Source organism: Variovorax sp. YR216 (assembly GCF_900107745.1).
In the GTDB taxonomy this organism is placed as follows: Bacteria; Pseudomonadota; Gammaproteobacteria; order Burkholderiales; family Burkholderiaceae_C; genus Variovorax.
Genome location: NZ_FNRO01000008.1, coordinates 109,340 through 131,153 on the forward strand (window position 1 = coordinate 109,340; position 21,814 = coordinate 131,153).

The window sequence follows — 21,814 nt, forward strand, 5'->3', positions numbered from 1 at the left end:
CGGCTCGGACGCGCGTCAGATCCCTCGGAGCAGGTTGGCGAGCTCGACGGCCGACTTCACTTCCATCTTCTCGAACACGCGCGCGCGGTGGACCTCCACCGTGCGCACGCTGATCGAGAGCTGATCGGCGATCAGCTTGTTGGGCAATCCCTCGATCACGCAGTGCATGACGTCGCGTTCGCGATCCGTGAGCTCGTCGATGCGCCTCTTCAACACCTGGCGCGTGCGCTGCGCCTCGATGGCGCGCACCGACGCGCCGAGCGCATGCTCGATGCGGTCGACCAGCGCGTTGTCCGAAAAGGGCTTTTCGCAGAAATCGAAGGCGCCGCGCTTGACCGCATCGACGGCCGTCGGCACGTCCGCATGGCCGGTCAGGAAGATCACCGGCAGCGTCTCCAAGAGGCCGCGCTCTGCAAGGCGGTCGAACAGGACCAGCCCGCTGGTGCCGGGCATGCGCACGTCGAGCAGCAGGCAATGCGGCTGGGCGCGCAGCGGCTCCTCGGCCAGGTACGCCTCGAAGGCCTCCGCGCTGGGAAAGCTCTCGCTGGCGAGACGGCGCGAACGCAGCAGCCAGGCCAGCGCCTCGCGCACGCTGGCATCGTCGTCGACGATGAAGATCAGGGCATCAATGAGAGGTTGCATAGAAATGGAGTTTCCAACCAGCGCAGCGCACGCCAGGGCACCCGCGGAACCGGCTTCGCCGGGCCGCCGGGTGCGCCCCCGGAGAGGGGGAGCGCCGAAGGCGCATGGGGGTGAACATCACTTGACCGGCAGCGTGAAACGGAAGACCGTGCCGCGTGGCTGCTGCGGCTCGAAGATCAGCACGCCGCCGTGCTGCTCGACCACGGTGCGACACAGGCTCAGGCCCAGGCCCATGCCGTCCGAGCGGGTGGTGAAGAAAGGCGTGAACAGGCGCGCCGCCACATCGGCGCCGATGCCGGCGCCGAAGTCCGTCACCGAGAACTCGAGCCAGCGGCGCGCATCGGCCGGCGTGCCCGCCTCGCCGCCGCGGCCGATCGCGCCCGCGCGAACCACCTTGATGCGCAGCACACGTTCGGTCAACTCTGGCACGTCCATCGCCTGCATGCCGTTGCGGGCGAGATTGAGCAACACCTGCTCGACCAGCGTGCGATCGCAATAGACCATGGGCAGACGCTCATCGAGCACGACCTCGAGGTCGACGCCGAGCTTGCGTGCCTGCAGCCGCACCAGCGGCAGCACCGCATCGATGAGCGCCTGCGGCGCGACCGCCTCGCGCGTGCGGTCGCGCCGCCGTACGAAGTCGTGAACGCTGCGGATCACCTGTCCCGCGCGATCGGCCTGCTCGGCGATGCGGCGCACCGCCATCGCGACATCGTCATGGTCGCTGTCGCCCGACGGGCCCTTGGCCTCCAGCAGATTCAGCGAGCCGGTCGCATAGCTGGCGATGGCCGCGAGCGGCTGTGTCAGCTCATGGCTGAGCAGCGACGCCATTTCACCGACGGTGGCGAGCCGCGCGCTGGCCTGCAGCCGCTCCTGGCTCGCGCGCGACAGTTCCTCGACGCGGCGCTGCTCGCTGATGTCGATGAACGCGCTCATCCAGCCGGCCTGAAAACCATGCGCGTTGATGAGCGGCGCCTCGAAGATCAGCACCGGAAAGCGGCTGCCGTCCTTGCGCATGAAGACCGACTCGAAGCCCTCCCGCGGCGGCACCGCGCCGGCCAGGCGCACGGCCTGCCGGTGCTGGTACTCGTGCGCGAGCTCGGTCGGCCAGTAAGGCGCCTCGAGATCGCTGTTCATGAGCTCTTCGGCGCTGAAGCCGACCATCTCGCAGAACGCCGGATTCACGTAGGTGATGCGCCCCTGCAGGTCGCGCGCCCGCAGGCCGGTGATGACCGAGTCCTCCATGGCCTTGCGGAAGCCGAGCGCATCGGCGAGGTCCTCCTCCGCGCGCTGGCGGCGCCGCGTATCGCGCGCAAGAAGCACCAGCACCGACACCAGTGCGATCGAGATGCCGGTGACCAGCGCGGTGAGCACGTTCGGAAAAAGGTCCGGCACCGCGCGCCAGCCGTCGACGCGCAACATCACCGGCGCGCCGGGCAGATCGACCAGTTGCTGGGCGGTGAAAACGCGCGTGCCCATGCGGCGCTGCGCGCCGATCGCCACCAGGCGCGTGCCGTCGATTTCGGTGAAGGCGACTTCCTGGCCCCGGCTGAGCGTCGGCGCGACGAGCTCGATCAGGATGTCGCGCAGCGAGTAGGCCGCCACGAGGTAGCTGCCGCCCTCGACCGGCAGGCACATCTCCATGACCTCGAGGCCGCTGCCTTGCGCGATCGCGATGTAGTGACTCGGCGAGAACGCAGGCGCGCCGAGCTTGCGTGCGGTGACGCAGGCGAGGGCGACGTCGGGGAAGCTCTCCGAGCGGTGCTGGTCATCGAAGATGCGGCGGCGGTACGGCGTGTCGGACGCCGCAAGCGTGCGCATCTTCGGATCGAGCCATTCCAGCCGCAGCCATTCGCGGTGCTCGCGCAGAAGCGCCGTGGCGCGCGCTTCCCACTGCTCGGCGTTGACGCCGCCGGCCAGCGAGGCGCGCAGGGTCTGCGCATTGCGCTGAAGGTCGCCGCGAAGGTCCGCCACCGCGTCGGCGGTGTCGCGCTCCAGCACCGACTGCGTCTGCTCGATCTCATGCCGGCCCGCGAGCCAGACCACGGTCACCAGCAGCGCCAGGACAAGGATCGCCAGCAGCACCCACAGGAACCACCGCCGCCACACCGAGCGCAGAAAGCGCAGCCGCGCAAATGCGGGCCGCAGCGCGCGGGAGACTGGCAACGTGGGCGCGGACACCGGCTTGCTTTGCTTCAGAGCACGCAGTGGGACAGTGCAGGCAGTTGGGCGCGTGCGCGCTCGACCTGCTGCGCATCGATGTCGAACAGCACCACGGCCTCGTCCACGTGCTGCTGCGCGACGACGGTGCCCCACGGGTCCACCACCATCGACTGGCCCCAGGTCTGCCGCCCGTTCTCGTGCTTGCCGCCCTGCGCGGGCGCCACCACCCAGGCAAGGTTCTCGATCGCCCGCGCGCGCAGCAGCACCTCCCAGTGGGCGGCGCCGGTGGTGCGGGTGAACGCGCTGGGCACGAGCATCAGCTCCGCGCCCTCGCGCGCAAGCGTTCGATAGAGCTCGGGAAAGCGCAGGTCATAGCAGACGCTGAGGCCCACGCGCCAGCTGTGGCCGTCGCGCGATGGCAGGTCGAACAGCACCGGCTTGCTGCCCGGCGCGATCACGCGGCGTTCGTCGTAGCGCTCGCGGCCGTTGTCGAAATAGAAGAGATGGATCTTGTCGTAGCGTGCGACGCATGCGCCCTCGGGCGAATACACGAGCGAGCTGTTGAACACATGGCTGTCGTCGTCCGTCTCCAGCGGCAGCGTGCCGCCGACGATCCACAGGCCGAACTCGCGCGCAGCATCGGCCAGGAAGTTCTGCACCGTGCCCGTGCCGGCCGTCTCGCGCAGCCCGAGCTTGTCGGTATCGCGCGCGCCCATCATGCAGAAGTACTCGGGCAGGACGGCCAGTTCGGCGCCCGCCTCTGCGGCTTCTGCGAGCAGCGAGTGGGCGCGCGCGAGATTGGCCTCGCGCTCGATGGCCGACACCATCTGGATTGCAGCGACTCTCATGTGTGATGACTCCTTGTCCTCATCGCGGGGCCGGCGTGGCGGGCGAACCCGCCGCTTCGGACGCCAGCCGGCGCGGCACCCGGGTGATTTTCGGGTCGGTCCAGGTGCCGTCGATCTTGAATTCCTGCGTCGCGGCCGCGACCAGCGGCCTGCTCAGCACCATCTGCGCAAGGAAGGTGCCAAGCCCGATCGCGGGATTGATCGCGGTTGCGACGAGCGCGGCGGTACCGGCGTTGATCTCGGGCACGACCACGACGCGCAGGCTTTGCGTCTCGCGCGCGAGGTCGGCGGAGCCGTCCATCAACACGGCCGCATTGACGCCCTTCATCTGCAGATTGTTGGTGGAGGCTACACCCTGATCGATCTGCACGTCGCCGCGCAGGAAATCGAAGGCGAAGCCTTCGCTGAACACATCGCGGAAGTCGAGCGTGAGCCGCCGCGGCAGGGCCTGCAGGCTGAGCACGCCGAGCAGCTTGGCAATGCCCGGGTCGGCCTTGAGGAACTGCCCCGATTCGACGTTGATCTGCAATTGCCCGGCGAGGCTCGGGTAATCGAGCGAGAAGGGCGAGCCGTTCCAGCTCACGTCGCCGTCGAGCCGGCCCCGGCCGCGCCGGACCACGTCCTTCATGCCGAACCGGCCGAGCAGCGCGCCGGCATCGGCGATTTCGAGCTTGAAGTCCATGCTGGTGCGGCGCGCGTCGCGGCCGGCACCCGTCGCGCCCGTCACGCCCGGCGCCGCCGCCCAACTGCCCTGCGCGGTGAATGTCGCATCGGGATTGATCATCGCGAGCCGGTTGAGCCGCCATTCGCGCCCCAGGCCGCCGCGGTTGACCGCATCGATCTCGGCGCGACCGAGCCGGTGCCCGAACAACTCGAAGTCATCGACCACGATGTCGAGCGCCGGCAGCGTGCTCGGTTGCTCGTCGAGCAGCGACTCGACCGCGGTGGCCTCGGAGCGCGCGATCTTCAGGCGCGCCAGCCGCGCGTACAAGCGCCCTGCCTGCGCGTGCCGGTATTCGGCATAGCCGCTGAGTTCGGTCGCATCGACGTTGGCGCGCCACACCGGCCCGTCGCGCGTGCCGCCGAGCACCACGTTATGGAGCGTCCTGCCGCCGAAGGCGAGTTCCTGCGCGCGCAACGCGATCTGCGTCGGCAGGAATTCATCCGCCGCATCGCCGCTGCCCGCATCCGATGCCTTGCCGGCCGAACTGCCGGTGGTTTCGCCGAAGAGCGCCTGCCACGCCGCGATGTCGAGCCGTTCGAATCGCAGGTTCGCGAACACCCCGCGCTCGGGCGGCGCGGCCGATTCGCCGGCGGCCAGCCCCACGCCGATGCCGCCGCGCAGCACGCGCGCGTCGTCGCCGGAGATGTCGCGCACGTAGGTCGCCGAGACGGCGCGACCGAGTTCGGCGGAGATCTGGTCGATCACCACCGGCTTCGCGCCGCCTGACCGGTTCTCGCGCGACACCACCTTCTTTTCCACCTTGAGGGGCATCGACTCCTCGGGTGCCTTGGTCAGAGGATGCGGCAGTTGCAGGCCGAGCCCCTGCAGGCTGCTGGTGACCAGGAACTCTGGCGTGCCGTCGCGCACCGAGAGATTGGCAGCGTAGGCGGTGCTGCCCGACGCGTTCTTCGCAAGGCGCGCGAGCCAGTCGACTTCGCGCGTCGCACGCAGGCCTTCGGCGGTCGCCGTGCCTTGGGCGCGGAAGCTCATGTCGCCCGACGCGCCGAAGCGGCCGCTCCCATCGAGGCGCACCGCGCCGCCCGCCGCGCGGGCCTGGATGCCGGCCAGCGAGAAGCCGGCCTCGGTGAAATTGAGCGTGCCGCGCGCCTGCGTCAGCGAAGGTGCGGCCGGCGCGAGCTGGATCTCGTTGTCGAGCAGCGCGACGCTGGCCTGCACCTTCGACTTCTCCATGGTCGCGAGAGGCAGTTCGAGCCGAAGCTTGTACTCGGCCTGGCCGGTGGCGCGCATGGCGGCCACGGTCGATTCGGCGGGGCCGGTGAGCGGCGCACCGGCCTTCAGCACTTCGCCCAGTGGTCCCTTGGCCTGCGCGTCGACCTTGAGCAGCGGCGCATGGTGTGACATGTCGGCGATCTGCGCCTCGGCCTTCGTCACCTCGACCCCGGGTGCACCGGCGATGCGGCCTCGCGCGTTGCGCACGAGCATGCCCGCGCGTTCGAAGACAAGTTCGCCGGACAGGGCCGTCAGCGCGGGCCAGGCAACGGTGGTGTGCGCGGGCGGCACGTACGCATAGGTCACGTCGGCCACGCGCGCGGCGATGCGGAAGTCGCCGTGCTTCGGGTCCATGAAGGGCATGTCGTACAGGTCGCCGCGGACCTTGAAGTCCACGGAACTCGCGGTGCCCCTGGTCACTGCGTCGCGCACGTAGTCCCGCGTCTGCTTGGGGATTTCCAGCGGCAGGTAGCGGTACACGCGCGTGCCGTCGGCGCGGCTGAGCTTGCCCTGCAGATCGAGCACGCCGGGGAAGCGCCCACGGCCGTGCGACACGGCCGGATCGCTCGTGCGCCAGCTCGCAGTCGCCTCGCCTTCCGCGTCGGCGTTGGAAAAGCGCAGGCCCGCGATCTGCAGCTGGGCTGAAGGGCCGTCGATCTTCCACTGCAGCTGTGTCGAGAGCTGGTCGATGGGGATCACCGGCTCTTCGAACACGCCCGGGAAGTCCAGGGAACCCTTGGCGATCGACGCATTGGCATTGCCGCCGGCCTGATTGGCATCGAACTCGATCGTCGCACCGTGTACGCCGGGAACGCCCACCGGTGGCCGAGGCGGCTCCGCGGCCGCCGTGTTCGCCGTGTTCGCCGGCGCGCCGGCATGCTGGCCGTTGCGGGCGGCCGCAGCGCGGGCTGGCTCGGCCGCCGGCTCGGCATGTTCGCCCGGCTGCGATGCCACGCTGAAATTGCTCACGCGACCGTGCAACTGGTACTTGTCGGGTGCGCCGGGCGAGCCTTGCCAGTTGCCATCGATGCGCTCCACGAGGCCGCGCAAGCCATAGGAATCGATGAGCTTGCGGCTCGCGTCACCGATCGGAAGCCGGTCTGCGATCAGCGCCAGCGCCGCGAGGTCGAGCCGGTCGGCACGGAAGGCGCCGCGTTCGGTCACCCGGCCTTTCGCTGGTGTGTGCTGCAACCAGACGTTGCCCCCGGGCCAGCGGATGCCGTCGTTGGTCTCGAAGTGCAGGTTGGTGGTCGAGAACTCGAAGGTGCCGTCGTCCAGCCGGCCGGCCAGGCGGCCGGTGACGCCCTGCAGCACCAGCGGCTGAAGGTCCTTGGCGAGCGAGGCGTCGACTTTCATGAGCGCGAGATCCGCGACCGCACCCGAAAGCTGGCCGTCCTTGACGTCGGCCCAGAGGCGCACGCCGCCGCTGCCTTCCCGGATCCGGGCATCGAGGTCCACGTAGCGGCCGAGGCGCGTCACATCGATGTAGGGGAGGTTGGCGAAGAGCTGGCCGCCCCAGGTCTTCCAGTTCCCCCTGCGCACGGAGAGAAGCGGCTGGCGGAAATCGCCGATCAGCGTGAAGCGCTGGCCCCAACCGGCCGGTGGGGTGGCGTCGATGCGCATCGCGTGTCTGCGGCCGCCGTTGCGGGCCACGAACTGGACGTCGGTCAGCCGCAGCGGCTCGGTCTTGCGAGCCTCGTCGATCCAGCGCACGGTGCCGCCCTGCACGACGACTTCGCGCTGCGCGAAGAACCAGTCGGCGCCATCGCCGCCGCCGCTGGTCTGGGTGGACATCTCGAGCCCCGCGATGTGCAGCCGGCCTTCGGCATCGCGCCGGACGTCGACCTGCGGCTGCTCGATGTAGAGCTGCTCGAAGCTCAGGTTCCAGAGCGAGCGCGGCGAGACACTGGCGACGACCCGCACCAGTCGCAGGGCTTCCTGCCGGCGGCCGTCTTCGAGCACCACGTCGCGCAACTCGACCGTCGGGAAGAAGCTGCCCGACCGGGCCTCGATCGAGCCGATGCGCACCGGTACGCCGATGGCGCGTGTGGCCTGCGCCTCGAGCGCGCCACGGTAGTCGCCGATTCGCGGCACAATCCAGACGTGTAGGACAACGACTGACAGCGCCAGCAGCAGCCATGCCCCGACGAGAAGCCCCAGCAGCCAGCGCGCCGCGACAGCGGTGACCTTGAGCAGACGTGAAGGGGAAGACGTCGTGTCGTTCATTGAGGATCGCGCTGTGCCGGGAATTATGACTGCCAGCCTCCAACCGGGTTCCACCCACCCCCACCCCGTGTCGCATCGGCCATCGCCACCCCCCAGCCTCCCCTCGCCCATCTCGGGCCATTCGCGATTCGTGCAGAGGTTGCGCCGGCGCTATGCCGCGGAACTCCCGCTGCTGCCGCCGGGCGCACCGGTGTTGGCGCACATGGCCGCGGCGTACGAATCCCTTCGCAACCGAGGGGACAATGTCGCCGACGCGCTGCGCACCGTGCGGCAACTCGTCATGGAGCGGCTCATCACCCTCGATTGCGACGAACAGGCGCCGCTCGCGGTCGTGACCACTGCGGTCACCGAGCTGGCCGAATTCGCCCTCGACGTCGCCTGCCACGAAGCCTGCGCGGAGCTCGACACGATGCACGGCTCGCCGATCGGCCCCAACGGCGAACGCGCCCAGCTCTGGGTCGTCGGCATGGGCAAGCTCGGCGCGCGCGAGCTCAATGTCTCGAGCGACATCGACCTGATCTATCTCTACGACCAGGACGGCGAGACCGCGGGCGATGTCGACGGACGCGGCAGGCTCTCCAACCAGGAGTACTTCGCACGGGCGGTCAAGCGCATCTATGCATTGGTCGGCGACACCACCGAGCACGGCTTCGTGTTTCGCATCGACCTCGCGTTGCGACCCAACGGCAACTCGGGCCCCAGCGTGGTCTCGCTGGATGCGCTGGAAGAGTACTTCCAGGTGCAGGGCCGCGAATGGGAGCGCTTCGCGTGGCTCAAGAGCCGCGTGGTCGCACCGCGTTCGGTGGTGACCAGCGGCTCGGCGCAGGCATTGCGTGGCGTGGTGCTGCCTTTCGTGTTCCGCCGCTACCTGGACTACAGCGTGTTCGATTCGCTGCGCACGCTGCACCGCCAGATCCGCGAGCAGGCCTCGCGCCGCAGCGCGGGCCGGCCGGAGCGCGCGAACGATGTGAAGCTGTCGCGCGGCGGCATTCGCGAGATCGAGTTCACCGTGCAACTGCTGCAGGTGGTGCGCGGGGGCCAGTTCCCGGAGCTGCGCACCCGCCCGACGCTCGATGCGCTGCAACGCCTCGCGCGCGCCAACCTGATGCCGCAGGAAATGGCGGATGCGCTGGCCTCGGCCTATGAATTCCTGCGTCGGGTGGAGCACCGCATCCAGTACCTGGACGACCAGCAGACCCATGTGCTGCCGGTCAACGACGACGACGTGCGGTGGATCGCCGAGACGCTCGGCTATGCGGATTGCTGCGCCTTTCTCGCGCAACTCGACACACATCGCGAGCTCGTCGCACAGGAGTTCGACAAGCTGCTCGGCGGCAAGGCGCCCTGCAAGGGCTGCAACGGCGGCGGGCGCAGTGCGCCGCCGGCCGACTTTTCCGACCTGATCGAGGAATTGCCCGAGGCCTTTGCGGAGCGCATCAAGGCCTGGCGCGACAACCCGCGGATACTTGCGCTGCGCGACGAAACGCGGGCACGGCTGCGCCAGCTGGTGCAGCGGACCGGCCAGTGGCTGCGCGAGCCCGACAGCGAAGCGCCGGGCAAGGTCGGCCACCACGTCGAAGGCGCACTGCGCTGGGCCGACTGGATCGAGCCCTTGCTGCGGCGCGAGAACTACATCGCGCTTCTGGTCGAGCGTCCCGCGGTGCAGGAACGTCTTCTGCGCCTGCTGGGTTCGGCGAAATGGCCCGCGCGCTACCTGATGCAGCACCCGGGCGTGATCGATGAGCTCGCGAGCGACGAGATGCTGTCGGGCCGCTTCGTGGTGTCGGAGTTCGAGCGCGAGCTGGAGGCTCGCCGCGAGTCGCTCACGCGCACCGGCGAGGCGGACGAGGAGCGGCTTCTGAACCTGCTGCGCCACGCGCATCACGCCGAGGTGTTCCGCACGCTCGCGCGCGACGTGGACGGCCGCATCACGGTCGAGCAGGTGGCCGACGACCTGAGTGCACTGGCCGACTCCGTGTTGCGCGTGACCGCGCGGTGGTGCTGGCCGCATGTGCGCAACCCGCACCGCGAGCAGCCGCAGTTCGCGATCATCGGCTACGGGAAGCTCGGCGGAAAGGAACTGGGCTACGGCAGCGATCTCGACATCGTCTTCGTCTACGACGATGACGACGACCGCGCCGGCGAGGTCTATGCCGCCTACGTGCGCAAGCTCATCAACTGGCTCACGGTGCAGACGCGCGAGGGCGACCTCTTCGAGATCGACACCGCGCTGCGGCCCAACGGCAATTCGGGGCTGCTCACGACGAGCTTCGAGGCCTACGAGAAATACCAGCTCGGCCGTGGCAGCAACACCGCATGGACCTGGGAACACCAGGCCATGACACGCGCGCGCTTCGTGCTCGGCGAGCCGTCGCTGGGCGAGCGCTTCGATCGCGTTCGAGAGGCGGTCATCACCGCGCCGCGCGACCGCGAAGCACTCAAGGCCGAGATCGTCGCGATGCGCGAGAAGGTGCGCTCGGCGCGCCCGGTGAAACCGGACCGCTTCGACGTCAAGCACAGCGCGGGCGGCATGGTGGATGCCGAGTTCGCGGTGCAGTTCCTGCTGCTGTCAGCGGCCAAGGACCACCCGGAACTGATCCCCAACGTCGGCAACATCGCACTGCTGCAGCGCGCCGAAGACGCAGGCCTGCTGCCTGAAGGCGTCGGGCAGAAAGCGGCCGCGGCGTATCGCGAACTGCGCCGGGTGCAGCATCGGGCGCGGCTCAACGAGGAGCCGACGCAGGTTCCGCTGACGTCGCTCGTGGCTGAGCGAGAAGCCATGTTGACTCTGTGGAAGGCGGTCTTTGACTGAGGCGCGGCGCCGGTCATCGCAACGTGCCCTGGCGTTGATCGCGGGCGCGACGCTTCTCTTTCTCGCCGGCTGCGCGAGCGGCCCGCGCGGCGGCCGCGACGGCGCCGAGGCCAGTCCACCCGGCAATCTCAGCCAGGTTCCCGACGCGGAGCCGCGCATCGAAGCCATCCGCGGCAACGGCGGCACCAGCAAGCCGTACGTGGTGCTGGGCAGGTCGTACGTGCCCATCGTGGACGACCGGCCCTTCCGCGAGAGCGGGCTGGCGTCGTGGTACGGCACGAAGTTCCATCGCCAGTCGACCGCGAGCGGCGAACCCTACGACATGTATGCGATGACTGCGGCGCACAAGACCCTGCCGCTGCCGAGCTACGTCCGGGTGCGCAATCCGGCCAATGGGCGCGAGGTGATCGTGCGCGTGAACGATCGCGGGCCGTTCCACGACGATCGCATCATCGACCTGAGCTACACCGCCGCGCTCAAGCTGGACCTGCTGCGCGGCGTCGCGCCCGTGGAGATCGAGCGCATCACGAACGAGGACATCCGGACGGGGGCATGGCGGCGCGGCAACGCCGACACGACGCAGTTCGCGCAGCAGGGGACGCCGGTCGCAAGGCCGATCCAGGTCGCTGCAACAGAAAGCGTCGCCGTGCCCGTGGCACTGACCGCTCCGGTCGCAGCGACGCCGGGCGTGGAAACAATGGAAGTGACGGCGCTGCCGCCGATGACGCCGATCGACGCGCCGGCTGCAGCACCGCGGAATGCGTCGCCGCTGCCCGCCGCACCAGCGGCCGCGGGCCCCTCGGCGGGATTCTGGGTGCAGCTTGGCGCCTTCAGCCAGCGCGACGGCGCCGTGCGCTTTCAGCACCAGGTGGCGCGCGACATGCCGGGACTGGCGCCGTCTCTCAACGTCTTCAGCGAGCGGGGCGTCCACCGGATCCAAGCCGGCCCCTACGCATCGCGCGACCTCGCGCGCGACGCGGCCGAGCAGGTCCGCAATGGGCTCCAGCTCGCGCCCGTCATCGTCGAACGCCGCTGATCGGGATTTCGGCCGGCGCAGCCAGGCCCATTCGTGAAACACCGAGGAACCGGCTTTGCCGGGCCGCTGGTGTTGCCCCCGGCAGGGGGTGCCCGAGCCACACGAAGTGGGCGAGGCTGGGGGCGAGCTCCTTATGCGCCTTGGTACTCGGCCTTGGGGCCGAGCGAGGCGGCGATTTCCTTGCGATAGCGGTTGAGCTCCTGCACCGTCTTGAAGCTGCGGTTCATCAGCAGGCTCAGGTTGTGCAGGATCCGGTCGCCGACCTTGGTTTCCCAGACGGCGTCGAACTTGATCTGCTTGTCGAGCCAGTGCTCGAGCCAGTTCGGATCCGGCACGCGGCTCTGGATGGTGTCGTTGGGGAACAGCGCCTTGTTGACGTGCAGGTTGGTCGGGTGCAGGGCCTGCGCGGTGCGCCGCGCGCTGGCCATCAGCACGCCGACCTTGGTGAAGGCGGCACGCGCCTCGTCGCCGAACTTCTCCAGTGCGCGACGCATGTAGCGCAGGTAAGCGCCGCCGTGGCGTGCCTCGTCCTGGCTCAGCGTGGTGTAGATGTGCTTGATGACCGGCTCGGTGTGCCACTCGGCCGCGCGGCGATACCAGTGGTTGAGGCGGATTTCGCCGCAGAAGTGCAGCATCAACGTTTCCAGCGGCGGCGCGGGATCGAAGTCGAAGCGCACGTCATGCAGCTCCTGCTCGGTCGGGGCATGCTGCGGGCTGAAGCGTTTCAGGTATTCCATCAGCACCAGGGAGTGCTTCTGTTCCTCGAAGAACCAGATGGACATGAACGCGGAGAAATCGCTGTCGTGCCGGTTGTCCCGCAAGAACATCTCGGTGGCCGGGAGCGCAGCCCATTCCGTGATCGCGTTCATCTTGATGGTCTGGGCCTGTTCTTCCGACAGAAGCGACCCGTCGAAGGACTGCCAAGGAATGTCCTTGTCCATGTCCCAACGGACGGATTCGAGTTGTCTGAAGAGTTCCGGGTACAGCATAAGTATCTTTCTTGAGCCGCAGGATTTTAATCGGGGGGGTTTGGCGGCCCCATGACAGGCGAGCGATGATGCGGTTGCGCACCGGGGCGGCACAGCGATATGCGCGGCCTTTTGCCCCCGCTATTTCGAAGGGAATTCGCAATGCGAAGCTCGATCCGTATTTGTCTCCTCGCCCTGATTTCCGGCTGTGCGGCCACGACCGCCGCCGCCCAGAACACCACACCCACCACCTGCCCCGCGATTTTGCAGCACACCTTCCCGCGGCTCCAGGACGAAAAGCCCCAGGCGCTGTGCCAATACGCCGGCAAAGTCGTTCTCGTGGTCAACACGGCGAGCTTCTGCGGCTTTACGCCCCAATACAAGAGTCTCGAGGCGCTCGACCAGAAGTACCGGTCGCGCGGGCTGGTGGTGCTGGGCTTTCCTTCGAACGACTTCGCACAGGAGTCGGGCTCGAACAAGGAAATCGCCGATTTCTGCGAAAGCACCTTCGGCGTCAAGTTTCCGATGTTCACCAAGAGTTCGGTGCGAGGACACGACGCGAACCCGTTGTTCAAGGAGCTGGCGCAGGTTTCCGGCACCACGCCGAAGTGGAATTTCTACAAGTACCTGATCGCGCGCGACGGCAAGGTCGTCGAGTCCTACTCGAGCCTCACGTCGCCGGACGATCGGGTTTTCATCCGCGACGTGGAAAAACAACTGGCGGTCAACCCGGATTGACAGTCTCTTTACCGAGGCGTCACAAATGTTTACCTCTAGGCAGGGAACCGGGTCGCAGGGCCGCGCTCATACGATTTCGGGTGCGAAACACCCGACGATTTTCATGTTGCGAGGTCTTCCAGGCGCCTGCCGTTTGGTTGAAATCCCGAGGCGATTCTTCTCCTCCTCCCTCCCTCCCTCCTTCGTTTCGGGGCGCCTCGCAACATTTTTCATCCGACTCCCGGCGTTGATCAGCGACCGGACAGCAAAAAGCCCCGCAATGCGGGGCTTTTTGCTTTGTGGCCGCCCGGGCGTCAGGGCTGGGTTTCGGCAAAGCTCGGGCGCAGCATCAGCTTGTCGTAGAGCTTGGCGAGATTGGCGTGGTCGGCGCGCCAGTCGATCTCGGGGAAGCGGTAGCTGATCCATCCCAGCGCACAGCCGACCGCGATGTCCGACAGGCTCAGGTGGATGCCGCTGCAGAAGGGCTTGTCGCCCAGCCCCTTGGACATCGCCGCGATGCCGGCGAGCACCTTGGCCCGCTGGCGATCGATCCATGCCTGGCTGCGCTCGCCCTCGCTGCGCTTGGGCCAGGTGACCTCCAGACGCCACAGGACGCCGGCGTCCATCACGCCGTCGGCCAGCGCTTCCCAGGTCTTGACCTCGGCGCGCTCGCGGCTCTGCTGCGGAATCAGCTTGCCGACCGGCGACATCGTGTCGAGGTACTCGACGATCACGCGCGAGTCGAACATCGCTTCACTGCCGTCCATGATCAGGCAAGGCACCTTGCCGAGCGGGTTGGCGCTGGAAATCGTGGTGTCGTCAGACCAGACGTCTTCGAACACGAACTGGTAGTCGAGCCGCTTCTCGGCCATGACCACGCGTACCTTGCGCACATAAGGGCTGGCAGCGGATCCGATCAGTTTCATGCGGGCATTCCCCCCATCAGGGTCATCGTTGTAGCGCTTTGATTCTATGAGAACGAGACCAGACGATCGCCCTGGCCGACGAGTGTCCGCCTGATGCCGCGCTCGACGCACCCGGCGACGGCCGACTGAAATTGCCGGGAACATGGCGCGACCTAAAATTCGCGCATGACTTTCTCCACTGTCTCCGCCCTTTCCCCGCTCGACGGCCGCTACGCGGCCAAGTTGGCGGCCCTGCGTCCGCTGATGAGCGAACAGGGCTACATGCACAGGCGCGTGCAGGTGGAAGTGGCATGGTTCATCGCCCTTTCCGACTGCGGCTTCGCCGAATTCAAGCCCCTCACCGGCGGCGCCCGCAAGTACCTGCTCGGACTCGTTTCCAACTTCTCCGAAGCCGACGCGATCGCGATCAAGCAGATCGAGAAGACCACCAACCACGATGTGAAAGCGGTCGAGTACTGGATCAAGTCCAAGTTCGAGGCCCGTCCCGAGCTGCTTGCCGCTTCCGAGTTCGTGCACTTCGCCTGCACGAGCGAGGACATCAACAACACCAGCCACGCCCTGCAGATCCAGGCGGCGCGCGAGAAGGTGGTGCTTCCCGCGATCGACGGCATCATCGCGACGCTGCGCGAAATGGCAATCAAGTTCGCCGACGTGTCGATGCTTTCGCGCACGCACGGCCAGACCGCCAGCCCGACCACCGTGGGCAAGGAAATCGCCAACGTCGCAGTGCGCCTCGCGAAGGCACGCGAGCAGATCGCCGGGGTGAAGCTGCTCGCCAAGATGAACGGCGCCGTGGGCAACTACAACGCGCACATCGCCGCCTGGCCCGATTTCGACTGGGAGGCCTTCAGCCGCAAGGTGATCGAGACGCCCGCGCCGCTGGGCCTGGGCCTGACCTTCCAGCCCTACAGCATCCAGATCGAGCCGCACGACTACATGGCCGAGATCTTCGATGCCGTGGCGCGCCTCAACACGATCCTGGTCGACTTCTCGCGCGACATCTGGGGCTACGTCAGCCTCGGCTACTTCAAGCAGCGCCTGAAGAAGGGCGAGATCGGCTCGTCGACGATGCCACACAAGGTCAATCCGATCGACTTCGAGAACGCCGAGGGCAACCTCGGCCTCGCGAACGCGCTGCTGCGCCACCTGAGCGAAAAGCTGCCGATCAGCCGCTGGCAGCGCGACCTGACCGACAGCACCGTGCTGCGCAACATCGGCGTGGCGCTCGGCTACGCAACGCTGGCCTATGCGAGCCTCGCCACCGGTCTCGGCAAGCTCGAGCTGAACGAGGAAGCCCTGGCGGAAGACCTCGACGCATCGTGGGAAGTGCTCGCGGAGCCCATCCAGACCGTCATGCGGCGGTTCGGTGTGCAGGGTGCGTATGAGCAGCTCAAGGAAGTCACGCGCGGCAAGACCGTGACTGCCGAGGCGCTGCACGGCCTCATCCGTTCGCTGGAAATTCCGGAAGCCGAGAAGGAGCGTCTTCTGGCCATGACCCCCGCGAGTTACATCGGCAAAGCCGCCGAACTGGCCCGGCGGGCATGAACGCCCCCACGCTCGGCACTTCGTGTCCTCGCTGCCCCCCGAGGGGGCTGATTCGCCTTGAGGCGGCCCGGCGGCGAATCTGATGGCACTCAAGTCCACCATCTTCAAGGCGAACCTCGCCGTCGCAGACATCGATCACGGCTACTACGCGGACCACGCGCTGACACTGGCGCGTCATCCGAGCGAGACCGACGAGCGGATGATGATTCGTCTCGCCGCGCTGGCGCTCAACGCGTACAAGCTGCAGGATGTCTGCAACGGCGATGGCACGCTGGCTTTCGGCGCCGGGCTTTCGAATCCGGACGAGCCGGACGTCTGGCTGCGCGACTTCACCGGCGAGACGAAGCTCTGGATCGAAGTCGGCCAGCCCGAGGACAAGCCGATCGTGAAAGCCTGCGGCAAGTCCGAGGAAGTGATCGTCTACGCCTTCAACCACGCTGCCGAGATCTGGTGGCGCGGCATCGAAAGCAAGCTGACGCGGCCACAGAACCTGTCGGTGTTCCGCATTCCGACCGCAGCGGCCCAATCGCTGGCGGCGCTTGCACAGCGTTCGATGCAGTTGCAGGCCACGATCCAGGAAGGCGTGCTGATGCTCGGCGACGGCACGCACAACATCGATATCGAACCACTTCGATTGAAGTAGCTTGTGCCCAGGTGGCCGGCGAAGCCAGGCCCGTTGGTGAAACACCGCGGAACCGGCTTTGCCGGGCCGCTGGTGTTGCCCCCTGAAAGGGGGTGCAGAGCCACACGAAGTGGGCGAGGCTGGGGGTAAGCTAAATGCCCGGCATCATCGCGCCGCATCGCCAGCACTGCTCGAAGCCGCCTTCGACGAGTTCGCCGCAGAGGCACTGCCAGCGCCGTTGAGGTCGGTGCCGCAATTCGTGCAGCAGGCGTTCGGCGAGATCGAGCTGGGCTTCGTCCTCGATCCAGACCTCCGGCAGACATTGATCGGGCGGCAGCTGGCCGGCCGCGGCACCCAGGTATTCGCGCTGCACAGAGGCATCGACGCCGCCCTCGCGCAGGGCATGCACCCACAGGGTCGCAATGGCGAGGTTGGGGGCTTGCGCGATGCGGCGCATGGGCTCAGCCTGCGTGCTTGTCGCTTTCGGGGACCGGCGCGCCGCCTTCGTCTTCCGGACGGACGTGTTCGGCTTCACGGGCGCGCTCGGCATACCGGTTGAAGCGCCAGGCCGAATCCTGCATCGTGATGCGGCGCCAGGTCGAGCGCTTCTCCGCCGGGGTCATGGCGGGCCAATGCTGGACTTCGTCGAAGCTGCGTCCGCAGCCCTTGCACTCATCGTCGCCCTGGCTGGTGGAGCAGATGGCGATGCAGGGCGTGTCGGGCGTGGTCTGGTACCAGGTGAGCCAGGCGTCCCAGGCCTTGGCGGGAAAGCCGACTTCGTCGACCTCGTCTTCGTGATGGAAGATCATCAGCGCATAGACCTCCGCCAGAGCGCGCAGCTCGGGTGCGAGGGTGATGCCGTCGGGCGAGGGCTTCCGGTCGCGCCAGTAATTGATGGCGGCCTCGATGTCGGTGATGTGAATGGCGGCCATGGGTCAAAAAATGCAAGGCGGCGATCATAGTCCGGCTATTTCCCGGGATCTGCAAAGGATTTGCGCGCTATCGAATACATAGCATCCAGTCCTTTTGTGGCGAGGCATTCCAGCGCCTTTCTTTTGAATCCCCCTGCGCGTCGGGTTGCCACGACCAAGTTGCGATGCTCTAATCCCGCCCACGAAGGGGAGTAGCTCCCGCCCGCTTTTCCGAGAAGCGGGTATCGCCAGGTCGTCAATACGAAGCACAACACTTCCGGCCTGTCGGGCAGCCCCACGCTGTCGAGCAAGACCTTCGATTTGACCTGTGCAGGTTCGATCGAAGCGATTGCGTGTTCCACGAGGGCGATGGTCCTCATCCGGCCGCTTCATCCGACCTGCATGGAAGGAATCGAAACGAACAGAGGACTTTATGGAACAGTTTCTGACCCCCGAGTTCTGGGTCGCGGTCGGCCAGATCATCATGATCGACATCCTGCTCGGTGGCGACAACGCCGTCGTGATTGCGCTTGCCTGCCGCAAGCTGCCACCAGCGCAACGCACGAAGGGCATTCTCTGGGGCACCGCGGGCGCGATTCTTTTGCGCGTCGTCCTGATCTTCTTCGCGCTCACCCTCTTGGCCATCCCGTTCCTGAAACTCGCCGGCGCGCTGCTGCTGGTGTGGATCGGCGTCAAGCTCCTCGCCCCGGAACATGACGATGCGCACGGCGACATCGCCGCGAGCGACAAGCTCTGGGCCGCGGTCAAGACCGTGATCGTGGCCGACCTCGTGATGAGCGTGGACAACGTGATCGCGATCGCCGGTGCCGCGCAAGGCGCCGGCGAGGGGCACCAGATGCCGCTGGTGATCTTCGGCCTGCTCGTGAGCATCCCGATCATCGTCTGGGGCAGCCAGTTGGTCATCAAGCTGATGGACCGCTTCCCGATCATCATCACGCTCGGCGGCATGCTGCTGGGCTGGATTGCCGGCACGATGGCCGTGTCGGACCCGTCCATCGCCAACCCGGCCGACTGGACCTGGGTGCCGAAGCTGCCGCAAACCGACGTGGTCCGCTATGCCGCAGGTGTCCTCGGCGCGCTGCTGGTGCTCGCGATCGGCAAGTGGCTGGCCGGCCGCCGCGCCAAGCCGGGCGAGACCGTCACGGCCTGATCCGCACTCTGGACTCAATGTCTCTGCCACTCCAACCAACGAAAGAAGGAGCACTCATGGAAAAGGTCATTCTTTACGTCGACGACCCCGCCTACGCGCGCGAGTTTCTCGCCCGGATGGCGGCCTCGGAGGCCGATGTCGAGGTGCGCCACTGGGTGCTGGTGGCCTGTGCACCGCGCATGACGCACCGCATCAGCAAGTGGGTCAGCCACAGCGCACGCGAGAACTGGCGCGGCAAGTGGTTCGCAAAAGTGCAGGAACAACTCCTGCCCTTGCTGCAGTCGCGGGGAAGCCTGGTCACGCCGGTCCTGGCCAAGGGGCCGCTGACAGACCTGACCAAGCGACTGAAGCTCGAGCATGGTGTAGCCCAGGTGATCGACGGGCGCCGACCCAAGGTGGGCGTCGATCTCGAACCCGTGGCCCCGGATGTGGCACCGCCCGGGCAATCGAGTTGGGCACTCCCGGGCGCAGTGGTCGGCATGGGCGCGCTGCTGATGCTGGCCAACGAGATGTCCGAGTAAGCGCGGCACCGGCCGAATGCGACTTCTCATCAAGTGGCTGCTGAGCGCGCTGGCGCTGCTGGCAGTCGCCTACGTCTACAGCGGCGTGCAGGTCACGACCTACACCTCGGCACTGCTGGCTGCCGCGGTGATCGGTTTCCTGAACATGTTCATGCGCCCGGTGCTGGTGGTGCTGACCCTGCCGGTCACGATCGTCACGCTGGGGCTGTTCCTGTTCGTGATCAACGCGCTGCTCTTCTGGGCCGCATCAGGGTTGCTGCCGGGCTTTCATGTCGATGGTTTCATCGCCGCCCTGATCGGATCGCTGCTCTACTCGATCCTGGGCTTGATCATCGAATCGGCGCTGGGCGGCTTGTTCTCCGAGCGCTGACCTTGGTCACCTGTTGGCGCGCATGTCCGCGGCCTGCTCCTTCACGAGTGCCTCCACTGCGCGAGCACGTGTGTCGATGATCGAGGCTTCGTAGTTGTCCACCGCAGCGCCCGGCGTTCGCGCGCTGGCGCGGATGAAGTCCTGCGCCGCCTTGAGGCGGTCCCTCGCCGCCGGATAGTCCAATGTCGCGACATTGGCCTCGGCGTCGGCGCGGATTGCGCGGACGGTGTCGTTCTGCGCGCCATAGAGGCTCGACAGGGTCCGCCATGCGGTCGCATCGCGCGGATGCGTCGCGACCCAGTCACGCAGAGGCTGAACCATCGGCGCCGGATTGCGCGTCGCCACGGCGGCTTGGGCGGCGAGCAGCATTTCCGGCCGGTCCTGGGCCTTGGGGTTGAGCAGCGCCGCGGCGGCCGGCGCGGCGCCTGCCGCCAACTCGATCTCCGCCGAGAGCAGGCGCGCGAGTCGCGCAGCCGAGGGATCCCCGGCGGTGCGCGTCTGCAGCTGCTGCGCCAAGGCACGGGCCGTCTTGAAATCACGCAGCTCGCTCGCCGAGAGCGCTGCCGCGTAGAGGGTGCCGGCCTGTTGCGCGGGCGAGCTCCGGGCGAACTCGCCGCTGGAAGGCACATCGACCCACTGGCGCAGCACATCGACGCCCGGACGGGTCAGCACGCGCGCGCGGGCGGTGATCATCGAGTGATCCATGAGCAAAGGCAGGGGCGTCTTCGTTCCGGGCTGCATCTGGAAGCGCGCCTGCATGTCCGCGATCCGCTCGCCGGTCAGCGGGTGGCTGCGCAAGTAGGGGTACGAGCCGTTGTCGTTGAGACGCGAGGCGTACTGGAGCTTTTCGAACATCGACGCCGCGCCCTGCGGGGCATAGCCTGCCTGCGACATGACGCCGAAGCCGATGCGGTCGGCCTCGCGTTCCATGTCGCGCGAGAAGCTCAGCTGGTTCTGCATGAAAGCCGCCTGGCTGCCCATCATCACGGCCTGGCCGGCGTCGGGTTGACGGCTCTTGCTTGCCGCGATCACGCCGAGGATCATGCCCGCGAGCATCAGCGGTAACTGCTTGTTCTGCGAGGTCATCATGCGCGCGATGTGGCGCTGGGTGACGTGCGACATTTCGTGTCCGAGCACCGTGGCGAGCTCGTCACGGCTGCCGACCACCGCGATCAGCCCCAGGTTGATGCCGAGGTAGCCGCCCGGCAGCGCGAAAGCGTTGATGTTGCGATCGCGGCCCAGAAGGATGGTCCAGGCGAAGCGCTCGTCCAGTTCGGGCGTGAGCTCGCCACGCACCCGGGCCGCGGCCAGCAGCTTCTGCCAGATATCGGTCACGTATTCGAGCAGCACCGGGTCGTCGATGTAGTCGGTGTCGCGGTAGAGCTCCCGGGCGATTTCGTCGCCGAGGTGGCGTTCGGCCGCGGCGGTCATTTCGCTGTCGCCCATGCTGGGCAGCTGGGCAGAAGCCGGGACGGGGAGCACCAGCTGAGCGGAGACCGCCAACGCGGCACACAGGGTTCGCAGCCGGCGACGCGCAGCAGAGCGCTGCCTGGAGGTGGAATCAGAGGATGAAGTCATCAAAGCGCGGGGTTCGTCGTCATCGTCTCGGCCTCGTATGATGCGGCACTCAGCGCAACGTTCACAATGAGCACACTCACCCATTTCGATGCCCAGGGCCGGGCCCACATGGTCGACGTGGCCGCCAAACCGGCCACCCACCGCGTGGCAGTGGCCACCGGCCGCATCGAGATGCAGCCCTCCACGCTGGCGCTGATCGAATCCGGCACGGCAAAAAAAGGCGATGTGCTCGGCGTCGCCCGGATCGCCGGTATCCAGGCAGCCAAGAAGACCAGCGACCTGATTCCGCTGTGCCACCCGCTGGCGCTGACGCGGGTGGCGGTCGACTTTGCGCTCGCGCACAGCCCCGTGCCCCAGGTCACCTGCACCGCGACCGTCGAAACGGTCGGGCCGACCGGGGTCGAGATGGAGGCGCTGACCGCGGTCCAGGTGGCGCTGTTGACCGTCTATGACATGTGCAAGGCGGTGGACCGGGGGATGACGATGACCGACATCCACGTGCTGGAGAAGCATGGGGGGAAGTCGGGGAGTTACGTCGCGGGGCGCTGAAGCGCGCGTCCAAGCGTCCATTCATCGCCTGACCGGGGCGAAGGCACCCCGCGATGCAGGTGCACACCATTTCATTACCGCCCAAGCGATCGGCAGGTCATTCCGTGCGCTCCGGTAATTAAATCTCTCATCCAAATCAGCCAATTCGCATAAACGTGCAGGAATTGGCTTGAGACCGGTCAAAAAAGACAAACGGTGTCCCGACGCTGATCAGCGGCTCTGGCTCTCAAAAAATCGGGCAACACAATGAGAAAC

At 67.2% G+C, this 21,814-nt stretch carries 18 protein-coding genes; 9 read left to right on the top strand and 9 right to left on the bottom strand.

Annotation, left to right across the window (positions count from 1 at the left end; translation table 11 throughout):
* Window positions 1–15: 15 nt before the first annotated feature.
* From BLW05_RS20660 to BLW05_RS20675, 4 genes are all read right to left on the bottom strand, one after another.
* On the bottom strand, window positions 16–642 hold the full coding sequence (locus BLW05_RS20660) for a response regulator transcription factor (protein WP_093165441.1): 627 nt from the start codon (window positions 640–642) through the stop codon (window positions 16–18).
* A gap of 117 nt (window positions 643–759) precedes the next feature.
* On the bottom strand, window positions 760–2,823 hold the full coding sequence (locus BLW05_RS20665; RefSeq protein WP_177142743.1) for a two-component system sensor histidine kinase NtrB: 2,064 nt from the start codon (window positions 2,821–2,823) through the stop codon (window positions 760–762).
* Window positions 2,824–2,837: 14 nt separating this feature from the next.
* Entirely contained in the window at window positions 2,838–3,653 is an 816-nt protein-coding gene (locus BLW05_RS20670) for a carbon-nitrogen hydrolase family protein (protein ID WP_143044876.1), read from the bottom strand.
* Between the two features lie 19 nt (window positions 3,654–3,672).
* Complete coding sequence (locus BLW05_RS20675; protein WP_093165443.1) at window positions 3,673–7,833, bottom strand: YhdP family protein; 4,161 nt, start codon at window positions 7,831–7,833, stop codon at window positions 3,673–3,675.
* A 25-nt stretch (window positions 7,834–7,858) separates the two neighbouring features.
* Between BLW05_RS20675 and glnE the strand changes: the two genes are divergently transcribed.
* On the top strand, window positions 7,859–10,645 hold the full coding sequence (glnE, locus tag BLW05_RS20680; RefSeq protein WP_093165444.1) for a bifunctional [glutamate--ammonia ligase]-adenylyl-L-tyrosine phosphorylase/[glutamate--ammonia-ligase] adenylyltransferase: 2,787 nt from the start codon (window positions 7,859–7,861) through the stop codon (window positions 10,643–10,645).
* Window positions 10,638–11,681 carry a septal ring lytic transglycosylase RlpA family protein gene (locus tag BLW05_RS20685; RefSeq protein ID WP_256330415.1) on the top strand — a complete coding sequence of 348 codons (1,044 nt, stop codon included), beginning with the start codon at window positions 10,638–10,640 and terminating at the stop codon, window positions 11,679–11,681. Before glnE ends, BLW05_RS20685 begins: the two co-directional genes overlap by 8 nt.
* A gap of 131 nt (window positions 11,682–11,812) precedes the next feature.
* Here the strand turns inward: BLW05_RS20685 and BLW05_RS20690 are convergent, their stop codons facing one another.
* A complete protein-coding gene (locus tag BLW05_RS20690; protein WP_093165445.1) occupies window positions 11,813–12,670 on the bottom strand; it encodes a ferritin family protein in 858 nt (285 codons plus the stop codon).
* Between the two features lie 141 nt (window positions 12,671–12,811).
* Here BLW05_RS20690 and BLW05_RS20695 point away from each other — a divergent pair, with 141 nt between their 5' ends.
* A complete protein-coding gene (locus BLW05_RS20695; RefSeq protein ID WP_371126954.1) occupies window positions 12,812–13,387 on the top strand; it encodes a glutathione peroxidase in 576 nt (191 codons plus the stop codon).
* Window positions 13,388–13,680: 293 nt separating this feature from the next.
* On the opposite strand, the gene BLW05_RS20700 is transcribed toward BLW05_RS20695, so the two are convergent.
* Complete coding sequence (locus BLW05_RS20700) at window positions 13,681–14,292, bottom strand: glutathione S-transferase N-terminal domain-containing protein (RefSeq protein ID WP_093165447.1); 612 nt, start codon at window positions 14,290–14,292, stop codon at window positions 13,681–13,683.
* Window positions 14,293–14,457: 165 nt separating this feature from the next.
* Here BLW05_RS20700 and purB point away from each other — a divergent pair, with 165 nt between their 5' ends.
* Together purB and BLW05_RS20710 are read left to right on the top strand one after the other, a co-directional pair.
* Window positions 14,458–15,837 (top strand): adenylosuccinate lyase, encoded by a 1,380-nt coding sequence (gene purB / locus BLW05_RS20705; RefSeq protein ID WP_093165448.1) that lies wholly within the window; start codon window positions 14,458–14,460, stop codon window positions 15,835–15,837.
* A gap of 82 nt (window positions 15,838–15,919) precedes the next feature.
* Window positions 15,920–16,480, top strand: a complete 561-nt coding sequence (locus BLW05_RS20710; protein ID WP_093165449.1) for a YaeQ family protein — start codon at window positions 15,920–15,922, stop codon at window positions 16,478–16,480.
* 130 nt (window positions 16,481–16,610) lie between these two features.
* Here the strand turns inward: BLW05_RS20710 and BLW05_RS20715 are convergent, their stop codons facing one another.
* The gene (locus BLW05_RS20715) at window positions 16,611–16,916 is read right to left on the bottom strand and encodes a hypothetical protein (protein WP_093165450.1); all 306 of its coding nucleotides are present in this window, start codon (window positions 16,914–16,916) and stop codon (window positions 16,611–16,613) included.
* 4 nt (window positions 16,917–16,920) lie between these two features.
* A complete protein-coding gene (locus BLW05_RS20720; RefSeq protein WP_093165451.1) occupies window positions 16,921–17,391 on the bottom strand; it encodes a DUF3717 domain-containing protein in 471 nt (156 codons plus the stop codon).
* A 412-nt stretch (window positions 17,392–17,803) separates the two neighbouring features.
* On the opposite strand from BLW05_RS20720, the gene BLW05_RS20725 reads away from it, so the two are divergent.
* The 3 genes from BLW05_RS20725 to BLW05_RS20735 are packed head-to-tail and all read left to right on the top strand — an operon-like array spanning window position 17,804 to window position 19,432.
* Window positions 17,804–18,541: a TerC family protein gene (locus BLW05_RS20725; protein ID WP_093165452.1), complete on the top strand. Its 738-nt coding sequence runs from the start codon at window positions 17,804–17,806 to the stop codon at window positions 18,539–18,541.
* A gap of 56 nt (window positions 18,542–18,597) precedes the next feature.
* Window positions 18,598–19,062: a hypothetical protein gene (locus BLW05_RS20730; RefSeq protein ID WP_093165453.1), complete on the top strand. Its 465-nt coding sequence runs from the start codon at window positions 18,598–18,600 to the stop codon at window positions 19,060–19,062.
* Between the two features lie 16 nt (window positions 19,063–19,078).
* Window positions 19,079–19,432 (top strand): phage holin family protein, encoded by a 354-nt coding sequence (locus tag BLW05_RS20735; RefSeq protein ID WP_093165454.1) that lies wholly within the window; start codon window positions 19,079–19,081, stop codon window positions 19,430–19,432.
* A gap of 6 nt (window positions 19,433–19,438) precedes the next feature.
* On the opposite strand, the gene BLW05_RS20740 is transcribed toward BLW05_RS20735, so the two are convergent.
* Window positions 19,439–21,010, bottom strand: a complete 1,572-nt coding sequence (locus tag BLW05_RS20740) for a M48 family metalloprotease (RefSeq protein WP_093165455.1) — start codon at window positions 21,008–21,010, stop codon at window positions 19,439–19,441.
* Window positions 21,011–21,076: 66 nt separating this feature from the next.
* Here BLW05_RS20740 and moaC point away from each other — a divergent pair, with 66 nt between their 5' ends.
* Window positions 21,077–21,559: a cyclic pyranopterin monophosphate synthase MoaC gene (moaC, locus tag BLW05_RS20745; RefSeq protein ID WP_093165456.1), complete on the top strand. Its 483-nt coding sequence runs from the start codon at window positions 21,077–21,079 to the stop codon at window positions 21,557–21,559.
* Window positions 21,560–21,814: the final 255 nt, after the last annotated feature.